Origin of the sequence: Nocardia sp. NPDC057455 (assembly GCF_042802775.1) — a bacterium.
GTDB lineage: Bacteria > Actinomycetota > Actinomycetes > Mycobacteriales > Mycobacteriaceae > Nocardia.
Window position 1 is genome coordinate 1 of the sequence record NZ_JBHVDM010000078.1, and the last position, 18040, is coordinate 18040.

Genomic DNA, 18040 nt, shown 5'->3' on the forward strand with positions numbered 1-18040 from the left:
CGGATTCACAGACGACCCCCGCCCGGTGATGTCGGACGAGGGTCGCGAAAAGAGCCCCCTGTCGGGATTGAACCGACGACCTTTCGCTTACAAGGCGAGTGCTCTACCACTGAGCTAAGGAGGCGGGAAAGCGGTTGTCATCATAACCGGGGCTGCCGTCCGGGTGACAACGGAACCGCGTTCGACGCCGGACGCGACCATTACGACCGGACAACCGCTTTCGAGTGAAGCGAGATCGAGCATCGCTCGTTCGCTGCCCCGCTCAGGCCCGAGCGACCGGCCCGCTCACGACGACGTCGGCGGCGGCGGTCACTCGGACGCGAGACATGACGGGACCACGAACCTGCCGCGCTGGGAGCGCGGCACTGGGAGGACCGATCAGGACTGGGCGCCCTGACGAGCCGCATCGTCGGCGGCCATGGCGTCGCGCAGGCTCTTCGGACGCATGTCGGTCCAGTTCTTCTCGACGTATTCGACACAGGCGGCGCGGCTGTCCTCGCCGAACACGACTCGCCATCCGGCTGGAACCTCTGCGAAGGCCGGCCACAGGGAATGCTGTTCCTCGTCGTTGACCAGGACGAAGAAGCGGCCGTCTTCATCATCAAAGGGGTTGGTGCTCAATTTCACCTCACTGGATACTGGCGCTATGTACGGGATCGCTCCTGGTTCACCCGGTGCCGGGCTGCTGTGAACCTTGACACCGAGAGACCCCGAGCGTTGTTTCGACACTAGCAAGCGAGACGTTACGCCTGGGCGGTTACCTAGGCCGCCACCCCGGCCGACTCGCAATCAGCCCGCAAAGAAGTCCAACAGAATCTTGTTGACCGCCTCCGGGCGTTCCAGATATCCGAAATGCCCGGCGTCCGGTATCTCCTGGTACCGCGCTCCCGGAATCACGTCGGCGATCTCCCTGGACAGATACGGCGGAATCATCCGGTCGTCGGCGAATCCGATCGAAAGACAAGGCACGCGGATCGCCCGGTAGGCCTGCACCCGGTCGAAATCGTGGTCCATCCTGCGCTGCGCGCGAATGCCGGGCGAGACCGGCCCGCCGGTGAACTCGAACAGGTCGAGCCAGTCGCGCGCGGCGTTCGGCTCGGCCATGGTCGCGGGCGAGAGATTCATGACGGCGGTGATCGCCGCCTCGTATTTCGGCGGCAGTTTCACTCCGGCGGCGTCGAGTTCGTGCTCGCCGAGCGAAAGCGTCTTCTGGAACTGGTCCAGCCGCCCGTGTCCGGCCATGAACACCGCCTTGCGCACCAGGTCGGGGCGGGCCAGCGCCAGCTCCTGCGCCACGCGCGCCCCCATCGAAGTGCCCACCACCAGCGCCGGGCCCTCGTCCAGGAATTCGATCAGGGCGGCGGTGTCGGCGACCAGCTCGTCGACGGTCATGCCCGAGGCGGCCTCGAAGGACGGCGCGATCCCGCGATTGTCGAACGTGCACACCCGATAACCGGCCGCGACCAGGGCCGGAACCTGGTGCAGCTCCCACACCCGGCCTGGACTGCCGGTGCCCATGATCATGACCACGAGCGGCGCGGAGCCCTTGGCGCGGTCACCCTTCACCTGATAGTTGAGGGAAATCCCGTTCACCGTGGCCAGCGGCATATCGAACCTTTCGTGAAGTTGGTGCTGGTTCCCACGGTATAGGGACCGGCGGGGCAGACGCGTCGACCGGGGTGCCCCGGCGGCTCGTGCCGCTTTCGGCCAGCGCCCGGCGGACGCACCCTCCAGCGTCGCATACCATTGGCTTTTCGCAGGGTAAGAGCGCACTGAGCCGGGAGGACTTGACGATGGCCGTGAAGGGCAGCGCGAACGACATTGCGGACGACGATCTGGAACCGCTCGCCGACGAAACCGCGCGTCAGGCACAGCGGGTGGTCGCGGCCTACGCCGAGGACGCCGACGAGTGCCGGATGTTGTTGTCCATGCTGGGTATTGGACCGAACGCGCGAGGCGAATAGTCTCGTTCTCGACGCCAACGGCGACGTCGACTACACAACTCCAGCGGGATGAAGCAGCGCAAAGGATGCGTGAGTGGACCAGATGAATCCGTCCGACGACTCCGAGCAAGCAACAGACACCTCGACTGCTGACGCCGCGACGGAAAACACCGGCTCCGGTTTCGTCGTCGTCGCCAACCGGCTTCCCGTCGACCTGGAACGACTGCCCGACGGCAGCACCCGATGGAAGCGCAGCCCGGGCGGTCTGGTGACCGCGCTGGAATCGGTGCTGCGCAACAACAAGGGTGCGTGGGTCGGCTGGGCGGGGGTCCCCAACGTCGACGTGGACCCGATCATCGAGGACGGCCTCGAACTGCATCCGGTCCCGCTGACGGCCGACGAGGTGGCCGACTACTACGAGGGCTTCTCCAACGGCACGCTGTGGCCGCTCTACCACGACGTGATCGTGCGGCCGGTCTACGACCGCAAGTGGTGGAGCGCCTACGTCACCGTGAACCGGCGCTTCGCCGAGGCCACCGCCAAGGTCGCCGCCGAGGGCGCGACCGTGTGGGTGCAGGACTACCAGCTCCAGCTGGTGCCCAAGATGCTGCGCATGCTTCGCCCGGACCTGACCATCGGATTCTTCCTGCACATCCCGTTCCCGCCGGTCGAGCTGTTCATGCAGATGCCGTGGCGCACGGAGATCGTGGAGGGCCTGCTCGGCGCCGATCTCATCGGCTTCCATCTGCCCGGCGGCGCGCAGAATTTCCTCTACCTGGCCCGCAGGCTGGCCGGTCAGCCGACCTCGCGTGGCTCGATCGGCGTGCGCTCCAAGCTCGGCGTCGTCCAGGTGGGGTTCCGCACGGTGCGGGTCGGCGCGTTCCCGATCTCGATCGCCTCCGCAGAACTGGACGAACACTCCAGGCGCAGGTCGGTGCGCGAACGCGCCGCCAAGATCCGGGCCGAGTTGGGCAATCCGAAGACCATCCTGCTCGGCGTGGACCGGCTGGACTACACCAAGGGCATCGACATCCGCCTCAACGCGCTCGAGGAGCTGCTCATCGAGGGCCGGGTCGATCCCACCGACACGGTCATGATCCAGCTGGCCACTCCCAGTCGCGAGCGGGTCGAGAGCTACATCCAGATGCGCGGCGACATCGAGCGTCAGGTCGGCCGGATCAACGGCGAGTTCGCCCGGGTGGGCTACCCGGTGGTGCACTACCTGCACCGTCCGATCCCGCGCGACGAGCTGATCGCGTTCTTCGTGACCGCCGACGTCATGCTGGTGACGCCGCTGCGCGACGGGATGAACCTCGTCGCCAAGGAGTACGTCGCGTGCCACAGCGGGCTCAACGGCGCGTTGGTGCTGAGCGAGTTCACCGGCGCCGCGGCCGAGCTGCGGCAGGCATACCTGTGCAACCCGCACGACTTGGACGACGTGAAGGACGCCATCGTCGCGGCGTTGGAGGACGAGCGCGACGTCAAACGCAGGCGCATGCGTTCGATGCGCAGGCAAGTGCTCGCGCACGACGTGGATCGCTGGGCGCGGGCTTTCCTCGACGCCTTGGCACAGGATCAGGTCGCAGGCAGTGCGCTGCTGACCGACGACGACGTGTACCCGGAGGACCGCGACCCGCGCTGAGGCCGTTCACAGGAATCACCCAGCTTCGGTCCAGGAACTTCGCAGCCGGATACCGGACCATTTAGCCATGAGTGGTGCCCCCGTGCAGCAGACACCCGAGGCCAGGATCCTGGTGGTCGACGACGAGCCGATGATCGTCGAACTGCTCGCGGTGAGCCTGCGCTACCAGGGCTTCGAAGTGGACACCGCGGCCGACGGCGCCCAGGCGCTGGACAAGGCGCGCTCCTTCCGCCCCCAGGCCCTCATCGTGGACGTGATGATGCCCGGTATGGACGGCTTCGGCCTGCTGCGCAGGCTGCGCGCCGATGGGGTCGACGCGCCCGTGCTGTTCCTGACCGCGCGCGACGACGTGCAGGACAAGATCACCGGCCTCACCCTGGGGGCCGACGACTACGTCACCAAGCCGTTCAGCCTGGAAGAAGTGGTGGCCCGGCTGCGGGTCATCCTGCGGCGCGCGGGTCACGCGGCTCCGCAGCGGGAGAGTTCACGCTTGCGCTTCGAGGACATCGAACTCGACGACGACACCCACGAGGTGTGGAAGGCGGGCGAGCCGGTCGCGCTGTCGCCCACCGAGTTCACGCTGCTGCGCTACTTCATGGTCAACGCGGGCACCGTGCTCAGCAAGCCGCGCATCCTCGACCACGTCTGGCGCTACGACTTCGGCGGCGAGGTCGGCGTTGTGGAAACCTACGTCTCCTACCTGCGCAAAAAGGTCGACACCGGCAACACGCGGCTGATCCACACCCTGCGCGGCGTCGGCTACGTGATGCGCGCGCCCCATCGCAAGAGCGGTTCATGAGCCCGAGCCGGATCGTCACGGCGCGTGCGAAGGTCTCCGGCTTCCTGTCCGCGATCCCGTTGCGCGTGACCTTGATGACCCTGCTGGTGCTCACCGCCGGGCTCGGCCTGCTCGTCTCCGGCATGGTGGTCACCTCGGCCCTGGAAGGGCAGTTGACCAACCGCACCGACCAGCAGTTGCGCGAGGGCGCGAGGGAATGGTCCCGGCGCCCGCCGCCGCCACCGGTGCTGCCGCCCGAGCCGCGCCACGCCCCGAGCCAGTTCTACGTGCGTTCGATGCGCACCGACGGGCGCGTGTTCCTGATCCCGGCATTCGCCGTCGACTCCGAACCTGCCCTGCCCGCGAACCCACCGTCCGGCCCGTACACCGTCGGCTCCGTGAACGGAGGGCCGATCCAGTGGCGGGTGCTGACGCTGCGCACGCCGGAGGGCACGACGACGGTGGCGCTGCCGCTCACGCAGAACACCGACACCGTGCACCGGCTCGTAATGCTCGAGCTGATCGTCGGGGCGATCGTGCTGGCCGTGCTGGCGGTGCTGGCGTACTTCGTGGTGCGGGGCAGCCTGCGTCCGCTGCGCCGGGTGGAGAGCACCGCCGCGGCCATCGCCCGCGGCGACCTGCACCGCCGGGTTCCCGTGCGCGATACCAACACCGAGGTCGACCGGCTGTCCAGATCGCTGAACGGGATGCTGGCGCAGATCCAGCGCGCGTTCACCGCGACCGCCGCGTCCGAGGAGGCGGCGCGCAAGTCCGAGGAGCGCATGCGCCGGTTCATCGCCGACGCCAGTCACGAACTGCGCACCCCGTTGACGACCATCCGCGGGTTCGCCGAACTGTATCGCCAGGGCGCCACCGACGATCCCGCCGCGTCCATGGACCGCATCGAGCGCGAATCCCGGCGCATGGGCGTGCTCGTGGAAGACCTGCTCATGCTCGCGCGGCTGGATGCCCAGCGCCCGCTGGAGCTCGGCCCGGTCGACCTGCTCGCCCTAGCCAGCGACGCCGTGCACAACGCGCGCGCCGTGGTCGCCGCCGCACATACCGACGGTCCCGTCCGCACCATCGAACTGAAGGTCGAACCGGGCGAGGGAACGCTCGAGGTGACCGGCGACGAGGCGCGGCTGCGCCAGGTCCTGAGCAATCTGCTGAACAACGCCGTCACACACACCGCGCCCGACGCCGAGGTGACGGTGCGGCTGGCTCCAGGCCCCGGCGACGTGCGGCTGGAGGTGGCCGACACGGGGCCCGGCCTGCCGCGGGAGGAGGCCGAACGCGTCTTCGAGCGCTTCTACCGCACCGACACCTCCCGCGCGCGAACCAGCGGCGGTACCGGGCTCGGCTTGTCCATCGTGGAAGCGTTGGTGACCGCGCACGGCGGCGAGGTCGGCGTGCGGAGTTCGCCCGAGGCGGGGACGACGTTCACGGTCCGGCTGCCGCGCAGGTTGCCGGAGTGACCCGCGGCGTCGATCCGGGTCGTCCGCGAGGAAGCCAGGATGGTCCGCATGACCAACGGCTGAGCCTCCCCTGCCGAAGCCGACGCGAAGTTACTGCGTCGACCTGAGCGGATCGCCGCGTTCGACGGCTCCGCCGGGCTCAGACCGGGTCAACCGCCGAGACCAGCCAGTGCGAGTCCGACTTCGTCAGCGTGACGCGCACGCGGCTGCCGGTGGTGGTGCCCTGCGGGGTGTCCTTGCTCGTCATCACCTGGTTGAGGAACAGCAGCACCTGCGCGTGCGAACGGTCCGCGGAGATGACGCCGCCCGCCTGGGTGGTCGCGGTGACGGTGAGCTGCTTCTCCTTGGCGCCCGGCGCGATCTGCTTGTCGATCAGCGTCAGATAGTCGTCGCGGAAGTCACCGGTCAGGCTGTCGGCGGACTTGCGCAGTTCGGTGTCCACGGTCTGCGGGTTGTAGGTGAACATGGCCTCGAGGGTGCGGCCCGCGGTCGCGACCGCGTCCTTGCGCGACTGCTCGGCCTGCCGGTCGTCCCAGCAGCGGTAGCCGTTGACGCCGCCGATCACGGCGGCCGCGGCGACTACGACACCGAGTACCGCGAGCAGAATCCTGGCTCGAACTCCGGTCATGCTGCGTCCTCTCCGGCACGAACGGGGCGCTGCGTGGTCACGCTCCGCTGCCGCCTACAGGCCGGACCGTTCCCGCCGGTCATGCCACGAACTCCACGTCGGACACGGTCAGTCCGGAATCGCCGCGGGTCACGGTGACCCGGAACCGGTAGTACCTGGTCTGCGGCTCGGCCTGGCCCGCGTTGGTCAGCGTCTGCTTGGCGGCGACCAGGACCCGGCCGGCGCGATCGTCGTCGCTCTCCACCGCGGCCTCCACGATCTCGCCGCTGGAGACCACTTTGGCCTGCTGCACGATGCTGGTGAACGGGTCGACCCGGTTGTCGAACTCGGTCTTGAACTCACCCGAGGCCAGCGAGAGGATCCGGTCGATGTCCTGCTTGGCCGAATCGGCGCGGATGGTGGTCAGGTTGACGATCGCCTGCCTGGCTGTTTCCACGTACTCGGCGCGGCGCTCGTCGCGTTCGTGCGCCGAGCGCATCGCGAGCACCGAGAGGGTCGCGCCGCAGACGAGCGCGACGACCACCAGCGCGGCGGCAGCCGTCGCGAGAATGCGCCGGAGTCCGCGGCCATCGCTCGAGGCGGGCTTCCGCTCGGTGGACGGCGGCTCGGCCTCGGTCTTCGTCGACGCGACCGTGCCCGCGTCAGCAGTCGAGTCTCCCGTGGCCGGTACCGGTGTGCCAGGGGGGGTCGATTCGGCATCGGCGGAGTTCGATCCGTTGCCCGCGGCGGTGGTCTCCGTAGCAGCGGCGACCTCGGTGGTCGCGAGCTTCGCGTTATCGGCGGTCGCCGTCTTCGTATCGGTGGCGGCCGCGACCTTCACATCGGTGGCGGGCGCAGTCTTCACATCGGTGGCGGTCGCGGGTTGCGCGGCGGCGGCGCTCGCGGCCTTCGCATCGTCGGCGCTCGCGGGCTGCGCAACGTCGGCGGGCGCGGCCTTCACGTCGGTGGGAATCGTGTTCTCCTCGACCGGCGGCCCGGCCGAGCGCACCGCACGACGCCGCGTGCGGTGACCTTCTCCGTTGCTCTCACTCATCGTTGCTGCTCCTCGAGCATCGCCTGCCAGCTCGACGGTACCGTGCCCGAACCGCTCGGTCCGATATCGCCCTGTCGGTATGTACGCCCGTCGGGGCCGATGTAGACGCCGCTGTCCGGGTCGTACGCTCGGGCGGCGGCCGGTGTGCCGCCGCCGTAACTCGCCGGCGCCACGACGGGCGGCTCATCGGCGGGCGCTGCCGCGGGCGCCACCGGCTGCGGCGGCCCGAACGGCGGGTTGTCACCCAACGGAACGTACCCGGTCCGGCACATCTCCGGCGTCGGGGCGCGCACACCGGGCACCTCGACACACGGTGTGTTCCGGATGCCGCGCACCGCCTCGGGAGCGTCTTGCGGCACCTTGCAGTACAGGCCGGAAGGGGTGGGCGGGGTGTCCAGCTCGCTCGGCGAGCGGCGCTGGTCCGGCGGGAGGAAGCCGGTCGTGCAGGCGGGCGGGTCGTTGACCAGTGCCATGAAGTCGACCAGGGCTCCGTATTCGAGCGGGCCGCGTACCGCGGTGAGCAGCGCGGCGACCAGCGGCGGGTAGACCACCAGGATCTGTTCCAGTCCCGCGTGGTACGTGACCGCGACCTGGCCGACGCTGACCAGGTTCGACAGCAGCAGCGGCAGCGTCGGACGCAGATCGTCGAACAGGTTGGTCACCCGCTGCATGGCGGACGGGCCCTCACGCAGGATCCCGCGCAGCGCGGGGTCGTGTCCGCGCAGTTGGTCGGTGACGGTCGCCAGATCGGCGGTCCAGGAACGGATCGCCGCGTCCGAGCGAGTCTGGGTGTCCAGCAGCGGCCCGATCTGGTCGAGCAGCTGTTTCGTCGGTTCGGCGTTCGCCTGCGCTTCCTGCACCAGCAGCGACGCTGAGTCGATGAATCGCTGCAGGTCCGGTCCCGCGCCGTTGAACGCGAGGAAAGCCTCGTCGATGACCTGCCGCAGCCGGGTGTCCGCGACGCTCGACAGCAACCGGTCGGCCTGGTCCAGCAGCGCGCCGACGTCCTGCGGCAGCTTGGTGCGCTCCACCGGGATCACGCTGCCGTCGCGCAGGTTTCCGCCCGTGCGGTGCTCGGCGGGCACCAGGTCCACGTACTGCTCGCCGACCGCGGAGACACTGCGGACCCACGCGTCGACGTCGGACGGAATCTTGTAGTCGCTGGCGATGGACAGTTTCGCGTCCACGCCGCTCGGCGTGAGCCGTACCTCCCGCACCACACCGACGTTCGTGCCGCGATAAGCGACATTCGCCGTCGGGTAGAGACCACCGGTCGAGGCCAGTTTCACCGTGACCTCATAGCGCCCGATGCCGAACATCGCGGGCAGCTTGACGTATGTGCCGCCCATGACCACCAGGCCGACCACCGTGAGGACGGAGAAGATGATCAGCTGGGTACGGACGAACCGGGTGAGCGTCACTGTCCCGGACCCCCTTGCGGCGCGGTGTTGCCCGGCATGGGCACGGTCAACCCGGGAATGGCGGGCAGGCCCGGTATCGGCGGCAGTCCCGGGATGGTCGGAGCGGGCTGACTCGCCACGGGCGGCGGCGCCTGCAACGGCCCGGTGGCCGGGTCACCGTTCTGCGCGGCCGTGCCCGGTGCGAAGCTGCCGAGAGCGCCTTCCACGCCGCCGAACCGTCCGCCCAGCGGGGTTCCGGTGAGGAAGTTCGAATCCAGTCGCTTACCGGTGATGTCCACGGTCATGAACAGATTGAGGTAGTCGCCCTTGATCGCATGGTCCAGGTTCTTCATCGGGAACGGGAAGGTTGCCAGGATCTTCAGCGCCTCGGTCAGGTCGCCGCCGGTGTCCGACAGCGATTTCAACACCGGGACGAGGCTGCGCAGGTTGGCCTTCAGGTCGTTGCCGCTGGCGTCGACGATGCGCCCGACGACATCGCTCAGCTCGCCCAGCGCGGTGATCGCCCTGGTGATGTTCGCGCGGCGGTCGGCGAGCACGGTCAATGCCGGATGAATCTGCTCGATGGCCGCCGCCACCACGTCGCGCTGCTCGGCGAGCCGACCGCCGAGCCGGTCCAGCCCGCTCATCGCGGCGATGATGTCGCCGGTCTGACGGTCGAGGTTGGTGGTGAGCTCGTTCAGCTGCGGCAACAGGTCCCGGATGGCCTCCTCACGCCCGGTGAGCGCCGCGTTGAGTTCGTGGGTGATGGTTTCCAGCTGCGCGACACCGCCGCCGTTGAGCACCACCGACAGTGAGGACAGCACCTGTTCGGTGGTCGGATAGGTCCCGGCCCGTGCCAGCGGGATGACGTCGCCCGCCCGCAGCCGGCCTTCGGGAGCTCGATCCGCCGGCTCGGCCAGCTCGAGATGGTTGGACCCGAGCAAACTGGTCTGCCCGATCTTGGCGACGGCGTTCGCAGGCAGGTGGACATCCGGATTCAGCGTGACGGTGACCAGCGCGTGCCAGTCCTCCACCTCGATCTTCGAGACCGTGCCGACCGCCACGTCGTGCACCCGCACCGGCGAATTCCGGGTCAGCGTGGTCACGTTCGGCATCTGGACGCGCACTTCGTAGGAGCCGGGCGCGGTGCCCTCGGTGCCGGGCATCGGCAACGAATTCAGTCCGTCCCACTCGCAGCCGGAGAGGCCGAGCGCCACCGCCAGCCCCGCCGCGACGGCGGCGGTCCGGCGCATCCCCCGCGTCGGCATCATCGCCCTCCTCCTGTCAGGCCCGGAATGGCCAGTCCGGCGAGACCCTGCGGCACGCTCACCGGAGCGGGCTGCGGCTGCGCGGGAGTCCGGCTCTGCACCCGCTCGGCGAGGCTGGGATCGGTGTAGACCAGCTGGTCGGGGAACGCGGTCACGCCGCTGGCCGGGTTCGTCATGATCGGCACGTAGTTCATGCTCAGGCTGTTGATCACGGGCGCGAGGTACTGCGCGCAGAGGTCGGCGCTGCGATCGGCGTCGTTGGTCTCCAGCGCGCGGACCGAACCGCACAGGAACCCGAGCGGGTCGGCCGGGTTGTTCAGCGCGATCGCGCCGGTCAGGGTGCCTTGGGCCGGCTTGTAGATCTGGTAGAAGTTGACCAGCGCGGTCGGGCCGGAATGCAGCACGCGTTCCAGTTCCGGTCGCTTGTCGACCAGCACCTGGGTGGCGTCGGCCAGCCGCTGCACGCCCTCGGTGAGTTCGGCGCCGCTGCCATCGATGAACCGGCGCACGTCGACGATCGCCGCGTCCAGATTGTCCAATCCAGCACCGAGGTCGGCCGAGACCCCGGCCAGCACCGAGGACACCGACGCCAGCCGTCCGCCGAACTGCACGATCTGCTCGTTGCTCGCCGACAGCACATCGACGAACTTCTGTAGGTTGCGCACCGTACCGAACAGGTCGGTGCGTCCGTCCGAGAGCGTGCTCAAGGTGGCCGACAGTTCCCGGAGGGTGTCGCGGAACCGCTGCCCGTTGCCGTCGAGGTTGTCGGCGGCGGTGTCGATGAAGCGGCCGAAGGACCCTTGCTTGTCGTCACCGACCGGACCGAGGGCGGTGGACAGTTTGGACAGCTCGGCCTTGATGTCGTCCCACTCGACCGGCACCGCGGTGTGCTCGATCGGGATCACACTGCCGTCGGTCAGTTTCGGGCCGCCGGTGTAGGCGGGCGCGATCTGGATGAAGCGCGCCGAGACCAGCGACGGCGAGATGATCACCGCCTTCGGGTCGGCGGGGACGTCGATCCCGCGATCGAGGGTCATGGTCACCTTCACCCGGTCGGCGCCGGGCTCGATCGCGTCGATCCGGCCGACCTTGACGCCGAGCACCCGCACGTCGTCACCCGCGTACAGGCCCGACGTGGACGGGAAATAGGCGGTGACCTTGGTAGTCCCGATCCGGGTTATGCCGTTCCACGCGACCGCGACCACGAGCGCCGCGACGACCACGCCGGCCAGCACCAGCGCCCAGCGGGGCAGCTTTCGAAGGCTCAGCATGCATATCCCTCCGGACGCGACTTCCCCGTCGTCGAGGCCGATCCATCGACGGCTCGAGACGGGTGCGGGATGGACGGGTAGTGCCCACTCATCGCGGCGGCTCCTGTATCGCGGGTTCGATCGACGGGAACGGCGTGAGGTAGCTCTGCAGATCACTCGGCAGGTGCTGCGGCCACACCAGCGCGTCCACCAGCGGTTGCAGCACCTTGGTGCTCGCGTTGATCACGTACGCCTGGAAGTAGGGGCCACTGCCGACCTGCTCGCCGAGTGCCGCCGCGAACGGGCCGAGGCCGTCCAGCGCGTCGGCGAGGTTCTGTTTGTTGCGCTGCAACAGCGCCACTACCGAATTGAGCTTGTCCAATGCGGGTTCGAGCTGTGCCTCGTTGTCGGCGACCAAGCCGGACAGCTGCTGGGCGAGTCCGTTGACGTAGACGATCAGCTGCCCGAGCGCGGTGCGCCGCCGGTCCAGCTCGCCGAGCAACTCGTTGCCGTCCAGGATCAGCGCGTTGATCTGGTTGCCGCGGTCGGCGAGGATCTTCGTCACGTTCTGCGCCCGCTTCAGCAGATCGGTCAGCGCCTGGTCGCGCGCGTTGATGCTGCGGGAGAGCGCGGTGACGCCGTCGAGCGCCGAGCGCAGCGGCGCGGGAGTGTCGGCGAAGGTCGCCGAAAGCGCGTCGAGGGTCTGGTCGACCCGGTCCAAATCCAAGTCCTGGACCGTTCCCGCCAGGTCGCTCAGCGCCTCGTTGAGCGAATACGGCGAGGTGGTGCGCTCCAGCGGGATGGTGTCGTCGGTGCGCAGCGCGCCGGGGCCGGACGGCGTCACCTCCAGCGATTTGCGTCCGAGCACGGTGTTGGTCTTGATCGCCGCCGAGGTCTTCTCGCCGAGCACGATCGACTCCGCGAGGGTGAACCGGACGAGCACTTTCGCGCCGTCCAGGCCGACCTCCTCCACCCGCCCGGACCGCACGCCCGCGACCTGCACCGCGTCGCCGGGTAGCAGGCCGCCCGCGTCGGCGAAGTAGGCGGTGAACGTCGCGCCGGAACGAATGAACGGCAGGCGGTCGAATTGCAGGGCCGACAGCGCCACCGCCACCGCGAGCACGAGGCCGACGATGCCGATGGTGATGGCGGATGATCGCTGCTCTTTCATCGGTTGTCCGCACACCTTCCGGTCGTCTGCGCCCCGGGCATGTTGATCTTCATCGTCTGTCCGTTCGGGCCATCCACCAGGAAGTTCGTCGAGCAGACGTAGAGCTGGAGGAAGGAGCCGTATGAACCGATACGGATCAGCTGGCGATAAGTCGACGGCAGCCGCTCCAGGACCCACTGCACCGTGTCGGACCCGGCGTCGAGGTTCGTGGCCAGGCGTCCGGTCTGCTCGATGGTGCCCTGCAGATCGGGGCGGGCCTGGGCGAGCAGATCGGTAAGGTCGCCGGTTGCCCCGGCGATCCGCGGGATCGCGTCGCCGATCTGGTCCTTGTCGGCCGCCAGTCCGCTGATCAGGCGCTGTAGTTCGGCGATCGTGGTGGCGAATTGGTCGCCGCGCTGATCGATGGTCTGCAGCACCGCGTTCAGGTTGTTGATCACGCTGCCGATCAGCGCGTCCCGGTCGGCGAGCGTCTTGGCGAACGAACCGCCGCTGTTGAGCAGGGACACCAGCGTGCCGCCCTGTCCCTGGAAGATCTGCAACAGCGCGTTGGTCAGATCGTTCACCTGGCCGGGGTCCAGACCACGCAGCAGCGGCCGGAAACCGCCGAGCAGCATGTCCAGATCGAGCGCGGGCGCGGTCTGCTCCTTGGCGATGGTGCCGCCGGGCTGCAGGACGCGGTTCGAACCGGGCCCCTCGGACAGCTCGAGATAGCGGTCGCCGACCAGGTTCTCGTATTTGATCGCCGCCCGGGTGCTGGTGAGCAGCCGGTACTTGCGGTCGACGTCGAACTCGACGTGCGCCAGGTAATCCTTGCCGACCCGCACCGAGGTGACCGAGCCGACCGGCACGCCCGCGATGCGCACCTTCGCCCCGGGCAGCACGCCCGAGGAGCTGGTGAACACGGCGTGGTAGCCGTTCTCCCGCGCGAAGCGCATCTGGCTGAACACGACCGCCAGGCCGGCGAAGATCAGCGTCATCACCAGCGTGAAAATGGCCAGTTTGACGGTGGTGGCGGTGTTCCTCACGGGCGCGGCACCCCCGGTAGTCCGGCGAACAGGAGCTGGAAGATCTTCGGCGAGTTCACACTCAGCGTCGTCGACGGTGTGTACACGTGGCCTTCCGAGGTATCGGTGACGACATAGTCCGAGTGGCTGCCCGGTACCCGGTCGAGGATGCCCCCGCATTGCGGGCCACCGGTCGCGTTGACCTTGGGCAGATCCTCCGGGTAGGTGTACGGCTTCGCGCCATACATGAAGCCGGTGTTCAGCGCGACGCCTTCCTGCAAGCCGCCGAAGACCGCCTCACCCAGGGGCAGCGCCTTGCCGAGGCCGCCGATCAGGCAGTACAGCGCGGGCGCGTAGTCCTCGAGCAACCCGGTGGTCGGGCGCAGCAGATCCAGCGCGGTACCGAGCTGATTCTCGTTCTCGCGCAGCACCGATCCGGTGGTGTCGGCCAGGCCGGTGAGGTTCACCAGCACGTTGTCCAGGCTGTCCTGCTCTTGGTCCAGGGTTTTGCTGGTGACCGTGAAGTTGTCCACGGTGCGCAGCAGGTCGTTCACCGTGTCCGCGTACAGGTCGGTGACCGCGCCGGTCTTCGCCAGATCCTGTTGCAGCGTCGGTAGGTACGGGTTGATGTCGCGCAGGTAGGCGTCGCTCTGCGTGAGCAGGTCGCCGAGCTTCTGCCCTCGGCCCTGCAGCGCGGTGCCCAGCGCGGACAGCGTCGCGTTCAGCTTCTCCGGCTCGATCTTGGCCAGCACGTCCGACAGGTGCTGGAACAGCGTATTGAACTCGACGGTCACCCGCTGCGCGGTCAGGGTCGCACCCGGCCGCAGCGGGGTGGACGACGGCTGCTGCGGAACGACGAAGTTGATGTACTTCGCGCCGAAGACCGTGGTGGACCTGATGTCTACGTCCGCGTTGGAGGGCACCAGTTTCAACAGGTCCGGATCGAGGGCCAGTTTCAGTCTGGCGCCCTCGGCGGTGTGATCGACGGACGCGACGCGGCCGATCTCCACCCCGCGCACCTTCACCTTGGCGTCCGGGTCCAGGACCAGGCCGCTGCGCGGCGCGTCCACCGTCACGGTGGCCGTGGGCGTGAATCCGCCGACGAACATGATCAGCGCGACCGCGACGATCGCGACCAGCGCGAGCACCATGGTGAGCCCGGCCAGTTTCAGGCCGAGCCCGCCGCGCAGCGCCCGCACCAGGCGGCTTCCCGTTTGCTTCGATTCCGCCATGTCGCTTATCCGGAGAGGTGGAAGTTGCCGGAGGTGCCGTAGATGGCCAGCGAGACCAGCAGGGTCACCGTGACGACCGCGACCAGCGAGGTCCGCACCGCGTTGCCCACCGCGACACCCACGCCGACCGGCCCGCCCGCGGCGTTGTAGCCGTAGTAGGTGTGGATCATCATGATCGCCAGCGCCATGAGAATCGCCTGCGCGAACGACCACAGGATGTCGGTCGGGATGAGGAACGTGGAGAAGTAGTGGTCGTAGACGCCCGCCGACTGACCGTAGATGACGACCGTGGCGAACCGGCTGGCCAGGAACGAAGCGATCACCGCGAGCGCGTAGAGCGGGACGATCGCGATCATCCCGGCCAGCACGCGGGTGCCGACCAGGTAGGGCACCGGCCGGATCGCCATCGACTCCAGCGCGTCGATCTCCTCGGCGACCCGCATCGCGCCCAGTTGCGCGGTCGAGCCGGCACCGATGGTGGCCGCCAAGCCGATCCCGGAGATCACCGGCGCCGCGATGCGGACGTTGATGAACGCCGCGAAGAAGCCGGTCAATGCCTCGACGCCGATATTGCCCAGCGAACTGTAGCCCTGCACGGCGATGGTGCCGCCCGCGAACAGGGTGAGGAACCCGACGATCACCACCGTGCCGCCGATCACCGCCAGCGCGCCGGTGCCCATGCTGATCTCGGCGATCAGCCGGATGGTCTCGGTGCGATAGTGCGTCAGCGCGCGTGGCAGGGACCCGAGCGCCTGGGCATAGAACACCGCGTGCTTGCCGACCGAATCGAGCGAATCCGACACCCGGCGCATTCGCCGGACCGTGCGGGGAAAGCGGGATTCGATTACGAAGGCCATCGCGTCACCGCGCCGTGAACTTGATGCCGACGGCGGTGACCACCACGTTCACAACGAACAGGGCCATAAAAGCGAAGACTACGGTCTGATTCACCGCATCACCGACACTCTTGGGTCCGCCTTTGACATTCAGGCCCAGATAGCAGGCGACCAGTCCGGCGATCAGCCCGAACAATCCGGCTTTCACCTCCGAAATGATCAGCTCGGGCAGATGGGTGAGCAGCGTGATGCCATTGACGAACGCGCCGGGGTTCACATCTTGCAGATACACCGAGAACAGAAATCCGCCGACGATGCCGATGGTGCACACCAAGCTGTTGAGCATCAACGCGACGAACATCGAGGCGAGCACCCGTGGCACCACCAAGCGCTGTACCGGATTGATGCCCAGTACTCGCATGGCGTCGATTTCCTCGCGAATGGTGCGTGCGCCCAGGTCGGCGCAGATCGCGGTGGCGCCCGCCCCCGCGACGATGAGCACGGTGACGATGGGCCCCACCTGGGTGACCGCGCCGAATGCCGCGCCCGCCCCGCTGAGGTCGGCCGCGCCGATCTCCCGCAACAGAATGTTCAACGTGAAGCTCACCAGCACGGTGAACGGAATGGCCACCAGCAATGTCGGCACGATCGATACTCGCGCGATGAACCAGGACTGGTCGATGAACTCCCGCCATTGAAAGGGTCTGCGCACGCTGGCGCGTGCGACATCGGCGGTGAGTTCGAAGAATCCACCGACGGCCCGCAACGGCACGGCAAGGACCTCGTTCATCCACGATCCTCCTTGCTCAACCGACGTACACAGCTCACGGCGCGAATCTCCACCGTGGCCGCACCGCCGGAACGATTAGAACACGTTCACCGTGTTGCCGGTAGCACTTTTCACACTTTTGAAGTGCAATTTCCCGAAAAGTCGGCATATAAATTTGGAACCGGTGTCATCGGGTGATGATCCCACCTTTGTGAGGTAGGACATAACCCGTCCCTATGTCTACCAAGCGCCGATCCCATGATCAACAGTTGGACAGCTGATCAGTAGCACACCGGCGGCGAGCCGCCGCGGCTCAGCCCAACTTGGTCAGCGAAGACGCCGAGAAGGTGCGCCCATCCGGGCGATCGGCGAAGTAGCCGCCCAGCGTGTCGGCCAGATCCTCGGCCGACCACGCCCCTCCGGCCGCGTCGAACCGGCGTTCCACGACCGGCGCTGCCATGAGCGCCACCATTCCCCCGTAGACGACGAACAGCTGCCCACTGACCGAGTCGGCCGCGGGCGAAGCCAGGTAGGCGACCAGCCGCGCCACGTGATCGGGCGACAGCGGGTCGGATTCGCCCTCCGGAGCGGGGCTGAACACCGCCTCGGTCATCGCGGTGCGCGCCCGCGGCGCGATCGCGTTGGCGCGCACACCGAAGCGCGACAGCGCTCGCGCGGCCGAGAGGGTCAGCGCGGTGATGCCCGCCTTCGCGGCGCCGTAGTTGGCCTGCCCCTCCGGGCCGAGCAATCCGGCCTCCGACGAGGTGTTGATCAGCCTGCCGTAGACCAGAGCGCCCGCCTGCTTCGATTTGCCGCGCCAGTACGCGGCGGCATTGCGGGAGAGCAGGAAATGACCGCGCAGATGCACCGCCAGCACCGCGTCGAAGTCCTCGTCGGACATGTTGAACAGCATCCGGTCGCGGGTGATGCCCGCGTTGTTGACCACGATGTCGACCGATCCGAACGATTCCTCCGCGGTGCGGATCAGCGCGTCGGCGGTCGCCCGCTCGGCGATGCTGCCCGCGACGAACTCCGCCTTGGCGCCGAGGGCCCGGATCTCGCCGAGCGTGCTCGCGACCGCGTCCGACTCCGTGAGGTCGTTGACCACCACCGACGCGCCGGCCCCGGCCAGTGCGAGCGCTTCGGCCCGCCCAAGTCCGGCGCCGCCGCCGGTCACGATCGCTACACGGCCCGCAAGGCTCAGATCATTGCTCACGCGGCCGACTCTAGAACGTGTTCCAACTTACGGCAAGCATCGTTCACCGCAACCGCAGCGCCGCCTTGGGGCACTGCGCGACGGCGTCCTCGACGTCGGCGAGCCGATCGGAGGGCACGTCGGCGTCGGCGATGTGCAGCACGTCCTCGTCATCGAGTTCGAACACGTCGGGGGCGATTCCGACACAGATTCCATTCGCTTCGCACTGGTCTGGATCGACACTGATCTTCATGGCAACTCCTTTACCACCACTCTGGCCGAAGCCTAACAAGCCGATCCGCTCCACCGGGGCGTCATCGGGGGGATTCGGTATCAATACTGGAACATGTTTCAGTCCATATGCAATGATCAGGGAAACCCGATCCGACGAAAACTCGTCCTACCCACCCCGCCGA

The 18040-nt window shown here is 68.0% G+C and carries 18 protein-coding genes and 1 tRNA gene; 4 read left to right on the plus strand and 15 right to left on the minus strand.

Annotated features, from left to right (window positions below; translation table 11 throughout):
- Window positions 1-52: 52 nt before the first annotated feature.
- The 3 genes from ACFU5M_RS25765 to ACFU5M_RS25775 all read right to left on the minus strand — a co-directional run bounded on the left by ACFU5M_RS25765 (window position 53) and on the right by ACFU5M_RS25775 (window position 1608).
- Window positions 53-124: transfer RNA gene (locus ACFU5M_RS25765), tRNA-Thr, on the minus strand.
- 254 nt (window positions 125-378) lie between these two features.
- Window positions 379-621 (minus strand): MbtH family protein, encoded by a 243-nt coding sequence (locus ACFU5M_RS25770; protein WP_011207082.1) that lies wholly within the window; start codon window positions 619-621, stop codon window positions 379-381.
- 168 nt (window positions 622-789) lie between these two features.
- A complete protein-coding gene (locus ACFU5M_RS25775; RefSeq protein WP_379053298.1) occupies window positions 790-1608 on the minus strand; it encodes an alpha/beta fold hydrolase in 819 nt (272 codons plus the stop codon).
- A gap of 185 nt (window positions 1609-1793) precedes the next feature.
- On the opposite strand from ACFU5M_RS25775, the gene ACFU5M_RS25780 reads away from it, so the two are divergent.
- The 4 genes from ACFU5M_RS25780 to ACFU5M_RS25795 all read left to right on the plus strand — a co-directional run bounded on the left by ACFU5M_RS25780 (window position 1794) and on the right by ACFU5M_RS25795 (window position 5838).
- On the plus strand, window positions 1794-1964 hold the full coding sequence (locus ACFU5M_RS25780) for a hypothetical protein (protein WP_168434172.1): 171 nt from the start codon (window positions 1794-1796) through the stop codon (window positions 1962-1964).
- Window positions 1965-2046: 82 nt separating this feature from the next.
- A complete protein-coding gene (locus ACFU5M_RS25785; RefSeq protein ID WP_379053346.1) occupies window positions 2047-3585 on the plus strand; it encodes a trehalose-6-phosphate synthase in 1539 nt (512 codons plus the stop codon).
- A 67-nt stretch (window positions 3586-3652) separates the two neighbouring features.
- Window positions 3653-4384 (plus strand): response regulator transcription factor, encoded by a 732-nt coding sequence (locus ACFU5M_RS25790; protein WP_379053301.1) that lies wholly within the window; start codon window positions 3653-3655, stop codon window positions 4382-4384.
- Window positions 4381-5838, plus strand: coding sequence for a sensor histidine kinase (locus ACFU5M_RS25795; protein WP_379053302.1), 1458 nt, complete (start codon window positions 4381-4383; stop codon window positions 5836-5838). Before ACFU5M_RS25790 ends, ACFU5M_RS25795 begins: the two co-directional genes overlap by 4 nt.
- Before the next feature lie 139 nt (window positions 5839-5977).
- Here ACFU5M_RS25795 and ACFU5M_RS25800 read toward each other — a convergent pair whose 3' ends face one another.
- The 12 genes from ACFU5M_RS25800 to ACFU5M_RS25855 form a co-directional block, all read right to left on the minus strand.
- Window positions 5978-6466 (minus strand): h domain protein, encoded by a 489-nt coding sequence (locus tag ACFU5M_RS25800; protein ID WP_379053304.1) that lies wholly within the window; start codon window positions 6464-6466, stop codon window positions 5978-5980.
- Between the two features lie 79 nt (window positions 6467-6545).
- Entirely contained in the window at window positions 6546-7499 is a 954-nt protein-coding gene (locus ACFU5M_RS25805; RefSeq protein ID WP_379053305.1) for a hypothetical protein, read from the minus strand.
- The gene (locus tag ACFU5M_RS25810) at window positions 7496-8920 is read right to left on the minus strand and encodes an MCE family protein (RefSeq protein ID WP_379053307.1); all 1425 of its coding nucleotides are present in this window, start codon (window positions 8918-8920) and stop codon (window positions 7496-7498) included. Before ACFU5M_RS25810 ends, ACFU5M_RS25805 begins: the two co-directional genes overlap by 4 nt.
- Entirely contained in the window at window positions 8917-10167 is a 1251-nt protein-coding gene (locus tag ACFU5M_RS25815; protein WP_379053309.1) for an MCE family protein, read from the minus strand. The genes ACFU5M_RS25810 and ACFU5M_RS25815 overlap by 4 nt, the downstream gene beginning before the upstream one ends.
- The gene (locus tag ACFU5M_RS25820; RefSeq protein WP_379053311.1) at window positions 10167-11438 is read right to left on the minus strand and encodes an MCE family protein; all 1272 of its coding nucleotides are present in this window, start codon (window positions 11436-11438) and stop codon (window positions 10167-10169) included. Before ACFU5M_RS25820 ends, ACFU5M_RS25815 begins: the two co-directional genes overlap by 1 nt.
- A gap of 88 nt (window positions 11439-11526) precedes the next feature.
- Entirely contained in the window at window positions 11527-12588 is a 1062-nt protein-coding gene (locus ACFU5M_RS25825; RefSeq protein ID WP_379053313.1) for an MCE family protein, read from the minus strand.
- Window positions 12585-13613 carry an MCE family protein gene (locus tag ACFU5M_RS25830; RefSeq protein WP_379053314.1) on the minus strand — a complete coding sequence of 343 codons (1029 nt, stop codon included), beginning with the start codon at window positions 13611-13613 and terminating at the stop codon, window positions 12585-12587. The genes ACFU5M_RS25825 and ACFU5M_RS25830 overlap by 4 nt, the downstream gene beginning before the upstream one ends.
- Entirely contained in the window at window positions 13610-14824 is a 1215-nt protein-coding gene (locus ACFU5M_RS25835; protein ID WP_379053316.1) for an MCE family protein, read from the minus strand. The genes ACFU5M_RS25830 and ACFU5M_RS25835 overlap by 4 nt, the downstream gene beginning before the upstream one ends.
- 5 nt (window positions 14825-14829) lie before the next feature.
- Entirely contained in the window at window positions 14830-15681 is an 852-nt protein-coding gene (locus tag ACFU5M_RS25840; RefSeq protein WP_379053318.1) for an MlaE family ABC transporter permease, read from the minus strand.
- Window positions 15682-15685: 4 nt separating this feature from the next.
- A complete protein-coding gene (locus ACFU5M_RS25845; protein WP_040864643.1) occupies window positions 15686-16450 on the minus strand; it encodes an ABC transporter permease in 765 nt (254 codons plus the stop codon).
- Between the two features lie 292 nt (window positions 16451-16742).
- Window positions 16743-17645: a 3-oxoacyl-ACP reductase gene (locus tag ACFU5M_RS25850; protein WP_379053320.1), complete on the minus strand. Its 903-nt coding sequence runs from the start codon at window positions 17643-17645 to the stop codon at window positions 16743-16745.
- 43 nt (window positions 17646-17688) lie between these two features.
- A complete protein-coding gene (locus tag ACFU5M_RS25855) occupies window positions 17689-17877 on the minus strand; it encodes a ferredoxin (RefSeq protein ID WP_379053321.1) in 189 nt (62 codons plus the stop codon).
- Window positions 17878-18040 lie beyond the last annotated feature (163 nt).

What these genes read in the sequence shown, in the direction of transcription:
- ACFU5M_RS25775 (WP_379053298.1), bottom strand. Translation starts at nt 1,608, where the DNA reads ATGCCGCTGGCCACGGTGAACGGGATTTCCCTCAACTATCAGGTGAAG.
- ACFU5M_RS25780 (WP_168434172.1), top strand. Translation starts at nt 1,794, where the DNA reads ATGGCCGTGAAGGGCAGCGCGAACGACATTGCGGACGACGATCTGGAA.
- ACFU5M_RS25785 (WP_379053346.1), top strand. Translation starts at nt 2,047, where the DNA reads ATGAATCCGTCCGACGACTCCGAGCAAGCAACAGACACCTCGACTGCT.
- ACFU5M_RS25790 (WP_379053301.1), top strand. Translation starts at nt 3,653, where the DNA reads ATGAGTGGTGCCCCCGTGCAGCAGACACCCGAGGCCAGGATCCTGGTG.
- ACFU5M_RS25795 (WP_379053302.1), top strand. Translation starts at nt 4,381, where the DNA reads ATGAGCCCGAGCCGGATCGTCACGGCGCGTGCGAAGGTCTCCGGCTTC.
- ACFU5M_RS25800 (WP_379053304.1), bottom strand. Translation starts at nt 6,466, where the DNA reads ATGACCGGAGTTCGAGCCAGGATTCTGCTCGCGGTACTCGGTGTCGTA.
- ACFU5M_RS25805 (WP_379053305.1), bottom strand. Translation starts at nt 7,499, where the DNA reads ATGAGTGAGAGCAACGGAGAAGGTCACCGCACGCGGCGTCGTGCGGTG.
- ACFU5M_RS25815 (WP_379053309.1), bottom strand. Translation starts at nt 10,167, where the DNA reads ATGCCGACGCGGGGGATGCGCCGGACCGCCGCCGTCGCGGCGGGGCTG.
- ACFU5M_RS25820 (WP_379053311.1), bottom strand. Translation starts at nt 11,438, where the DNA reads ATGCTGAGCCTTCGAAAGCTGCCCCGCTGGGCGCTGGTGCTGGCCGGC.
- ACFU5M_RS25825 (WP_379053313.1), bottom strand. Translation starts at nt 12,588, where the DNA reads ATGAAAGAGCAGCGATCATCCGCCATCACCATCGGCATCGTCGGCCTC.
- ACFU5M_RS25835 (WP_379053316.1), bottom strand. Translation starts at nt 14,824, where the DNA reads ATGGCGGAATCGAAGCAAACGGGAAGCCGCCTGGTGCGGGCGCTGCGC.
- ACFU5M_RS25840 (WP_379053318.1), bottom strand. Translation starts at nt 15,681, where the DNA reads ATGGCCTTCGTAATCGAATCCCGCTTTCCCCGCACGGTCCGGCGAATG.
- ACFU5M_RS25845 (WP_040864643.1), bottom strand. Translation starts at nt 16,450, where the DNA reads ATGAACGAGGTCCTTGCCGTGCCGTTGCGGGCCGTCGGTGGATTCTTC.
- ACFU5M_RS25855 (WP_379053321.1), bottom strand. Translation starts at nt 17,877, where the DNA reads ATGAAGATCAGTGTCGATCCAGACCAGTGCGAAGCGAATGGAATCTGT.